Here is a 3,598-nt window from a genome sequence, read left to right as displayed (position 1 = left end):
GTGACGGCCCCGCCCAAGCCCAAAACCCCGCCCAGGTCCAAGGCCCCGCCCAGGTCCGAGAGGACGGCCGGGTCCGAGAGGACGGCCAGATCCGAGAAGACGGCCAAGCCGAAGCCGAAGCCGAAGCCCGAGCCCAAGCCCGAGCCCGAGCCCAAGCGCAAGCCCAAGCCCAAGCCCAAGCCCAAGCCCAAGGTCATAGCCCTGCCCGAACCCGTGCCCGAGACACCATGACTGGCGCAGTTCCGACACCCACATCCACTCCTACGCCGCCCACCAGCGCGGACCATGTGGCCAGAGCCGCTCTCATGAGAGCCGCAGACGTAGGCGACACGATCATGGGTACCCTCGTCACGCGCTACGGCGCCCCCCGAGTGGTCGAGGCGATCCGCGCCCGGGAACTGCCTCCAGACTTCACAACCCCGGAAACCCAGCAGGACCAGCGCCCACCCAACCTAACCGGCCGCCTGAACGCGTGGTACGCCCGCCTCTCGGCCGCCAACCCCGCCGCAGACCTGGACGCCGGTGAAAAATCGGGAGCCAGGCTCATCATCCCCGGCAGCCCGGAATGGCCCAGCCAACTCGACCAGCTCGGCCCCAGCCGCCCCCTCGGACTGTGGCTCCACGGCACCGCAAACCTCCGCTTCGCCTGCCTAAAATCCGTGGCGGTAGTGGGTGCCCGGGCCGCCACGGCGTACGGCGTGCATGCCGCAGCCGAGCTCGGAGTCGGCCTCAGCGAGGCCGGCTGGAGCGTCGTCTCTGGAGGTGCCTTCGGAGTAGACGCCGCGGCCCACCGAGGCGCATTGGTCGCCGATTCGCCAACGGTCGCGGTCCTGGCCTGCGGAGTGGACGTCTGCTACCCAAGCGAGCACGACACGCTCTTCGCCGCGATCCGAGAGCAGGGGGTGGTGATCAGCGAATGCCCACCCGGCGTCCACCCCACGCGAGCCCGGTTCCTCATCCGGAACCGCCTGATAGCCGCCCTGTCGCGAGGCACCGTAGTGGTGGAGGCGGCCCTACGCAGCGGAGCCCTCAACACGGCCACCCACGCCCTGACCCTGAACAGACATCTAGGAGCGGTCCCCGGCCCGGTCACCTCCGGCATGTCAGCCGGTTGCCACAAACTTCTCCGCGAACGCAAAGCAGTCTGCATCACCTCACCTGAGGAAATGATCGACCTCGTCGGCGTCATAGGCGACGACCTGGCCACGCAATCCCGGGCCCCGGCGGTCCCCCGAGACAGGCTCAACGAGCCGACCAAAAGAGTCTTGGATGCGATCCCCGCTCGGGGCGGCGCAGGCCCCGCCTCGATAGCCGTCGCGGCAGGAGTAAGCCTGGACACCACGCTCAGCGCGTTGGGCGGCCTGGCTGCCGCCGGCTACATAGAACGAGCCGCGAACGGCTGGCGCCTCCGCAAGCAAACAGCCTCCTACCCGAAGGCCCCCGACACCGCCGTCCTGGAGCCTCCACCCGTGCGGGAGGACCTCGACCCCACCGAAGACCCGCCACTCCCCGACGACGACGATCACCCTGCCCCAGCCGGTCCAGCGTGGCGAACGGTCAGAGCTTGATCGCCGGCGGACGCGACCTGCCGCAGCGGATGGCCAGAACGAAGCTTCGGCCAAGGCCGCGAGCCCAGCCAGCGTCCCAGAGCCAATCCCCGTGGCTCGGATCCACGCAGGCGGAGTCGAGGTCAAAGCGTTGTCTCTTCCCAGGAGTCGGACTTAGGTGGATGACGGGTGTTTCAGGTACAGCCATGAGGTGACTGCCACCAAAGGGCTCGGCTCTCACGAGAGTGCGGATGTAGGAGAGGACACAAGCCCGGTCGGCAGCACGGCGGCAGTTGAAGACTTGAGCGAGTGGGAACGCGGCGAGGTGAGGGTCTGAGAGCGGACGAGAACGCGGTTGTCGGAGGGGACACAAGCCCGGTCGGCAGCACGGCGGCGGATGGGGACATTGAGCGTGGGGAAACGCGGCGAGGTGAGGATCTGAGGGCGGGCGAGAGCGCGGATGTGGGATAAGACTCGCCGCTGGGAAGCGACACGGCGGTGGGTGGGGACTTGAGTGAGTGGGAACGCGGCGGTACGAGGGTCTGAGGGCGGGCGAGCGCGTGGTTGGGGGATAAGACTGAGCCTGACCGGCGGCAGTGGGCGAGAGCTTGTGAGCGGACGAGAACGCGGCAGAGGGCGAAACTTGAGAGCGGATGAGAACGCGGCAGGGGGCGAGAACTTGCGAGCGCATGAGAGCACGGCGGCAGGCGACAACCCAAGCGCACGCGAGAACATGGCGGCAGGCGAAGACCCAAGACCACACGAGAATGCGGCTGTGGACAGGGACGAGGTGGTGGCCGAGTTCGGGCGATACCTACGGTATGAACGCGATCTTTCTCCGCATACGGTCCGAGCCTACCTATCCGACCTCAACTCCCTGCTCGACCATCTGGACGGACAGCTTGAGGCGCTGGATATCGGAACGCTCAGGGAGTGGCTGGCCGAACAGCACGGGGAGGGTAAGGCCCGCGCCACGCTGGCGCGCAGGACCGCTTGCGCCCGCACTTTCACCGCGTACTGTCATCGCCGCGGCTGGCTGCCGATGAACCCCGGTCTGATGCTCGGGAGCGCCAAGGCCCCCCGTCCCCTTCCCGCCGTACTCGATCAGCAACAGGCGCAGGCCGTCCTGGACGTGCCCTCGGAGGGCGACCCCAAGGAACTGCGCGATCAGGCGCTGCTCGAGCTGCTGTACGCCACGGGCGTACGGGTGAGTGAGCTGTGCTCGCTGGATGTCGACGACGTGGACCGCGACCGGCACGTCATTCGAGTCATGGGCAAGGGACGGAAGGAGCGGTCGGTGCCGTTCGGGCTACCCGCTCTTCGGGCGCTGGATCGGTGGTGCATCCACGGACGCCCACTCTGGGTGCGTGCGGGGTCGGGACCGGCCCTCTTTCTCGGGGTACGTGGAGGCCGCATCGACGCGGGAACTGTCCGGCGAGTGGTGCACGCGCGGCTGAAGCAGGTGGAGGGGATGCCGGACATGGGCCCGCACGGGTTGCGGCACACAGCGGCGACTCACCTGCTGGAGGGCGGGGCCGACCTACGCAGCGTTCAGGAGCTGCTCGGCCATGCCTCCCTGAACACGACGCAGATCTACACGCACGTCTCGATCGAGCGTCTACGTGCCGCGTATCGGCAGGCGCACCCGCGGGCGTGACCCGTGACCTCTGCTCCACGCACCAAACCCGACGTGGCTAAAGGCTCAATTGCGGAGCCGCAGGCAGCCCACTCGTTCATGAAGGAGAGGGGATGGAGGGCAGGGGCGAGGTGATGTCCCGTTGAGCGGTCTGGCTCTTCTTCCGTTCGGCCCACAGCCCTGGTAGGCGATCGGCCGCTTGATCGTCGGTCCATCACGCGGCCGACACCCACCTGAGGCAATGGCGGCCTGGGGCGGGGCGCTCATTCAATGAGGACAGCGGTGTGACGGGAGCGGATTGGCCGTGGTGAGGCAGGTCTGCGGTGAGAGGGCCAGGCGGGTCGGCGGTAAGAGGGCCAAAGGCGGGTTGGGGGTGAGAGAGCCAGCAGGCGGGTTGGCGGTGGGAGGGCCAGCG

At 68.1% G+C, this 3,598-nt stretch carries 2 protein-coding genes and 1 pseudogene; all 3 read left to right on the top strand.

All coding sequences use genetic code 11. The annotated features are described in order from the left end of the window. A pseudogene (locus tag ETD85_RS64215) lies at positions 1-231 on the top strand (hypothetical protein); the annotation flags it as partial. Between the two features lie 74 nt (positions 232-305). Next, positions 306-1,568: a DNA-processing protein DprA gene (dprA, locus tag ETD85_RS60880; RefSeq protein WP_206059621.1), complete on the top strand. Its 1,263-nt coding sequence runs from the start codon at positions 306-308 to the stop codon at positions 1,566-1,568. 712 nt (positions 1,569-2,280) lie between these two features. After that, complete coding sequence (locus ETD85_RS60875) at positions 2,281-3,204, top strand: tyrosine recombinase XerC (protein WP_138698867.1); 924 nt, start codon at positions 2,281-2,283, stop codon at positions 3,202-3,204. Positions 3,205-3,598: the final 394 nt, after the last annotated feature.

Source organism: Nonomuraea zeae, from assembly GCF_005889725.1.
GTDB classification, from domain to species: Bacteria; Actinomycetota; Actinomycetes; order Streptosporangiales; family Streptosporangiaceae; genus Nonomuraea; species Nonomuraea zeae.
Note: the sequence above shows the minus strand (reverse complement) of the source record. Positions and strands in the feature narration are given on the sequence as shown.